Below are 575 nucleotides of genomic sequence, written 5' to 3' on the forward strand. Positions count from 1 at the left end.
CCACCGATGTCTTGGTTAAAGGCTTTGGCTCTTTCAAACATTGCCCTCATATTCCATACCTTGGAGGTATCCCAATCACTAATGTAGGCATTAAAGTGTTCCCGACCTTTAAAGAGTTCATACATACTAGTCACATGAGAGGTACAAAAGCGGATTTGACCTTGTTCCAGTTTATCGAGCTGGGCTTGGTCTCTAATGCTCTCATTGTCAACAACCAGATAAGTATTGTTGAGATAAATGAAGGTTGAATGCAGATGTTTATCATTACACTTGACTGTGTTGTCCCGCAACGGTCCTTTTGTTTCCCATAGGCTCAAGTCTTGGCTAAAGCTATATGCGCCAGTGAACATACTATGTATATTTTCTATTTTGGATATATCCCAGTGACCGATAGGTTGGTTAAAGGCTTTGGCGTCTTTAAACATCGCCCTCATATCTGTAACCTTGGAGGTATCCCAGTTACCGATGGGTTGGTTAAAGCTGGCGGCACCTTCAAACATTCCTGCCATATCCGATACCTTGGAGGTATCCCAGTTACCGATAGGTTGGTTAAAGGTGGTGGCACCTGAAAACAT

General features: G+C 43.0%; 1 protein-coding gene. It reads right to left on the minus strand.

Features of this window, described 5'->3' with window-relative positions:
* The coding region (locus RH40_RS03415; protein ID WP_009599932.1) for a BspA family leucine-rich repeat surface protein at positions 1 to 575 on the minus strand (575 nt) is incomplete at both ends.

This window comes from Vibrio caribbeanicus ATCC BAA-2122 (genome assembly GCF_000165125.1).
Lineage (GTDB): Bacteria > Pseudomonadota > Gammaproteobacteria > Enterobacterales > Vibrionaceae > Vibrio > Vibrio caribbeanicus.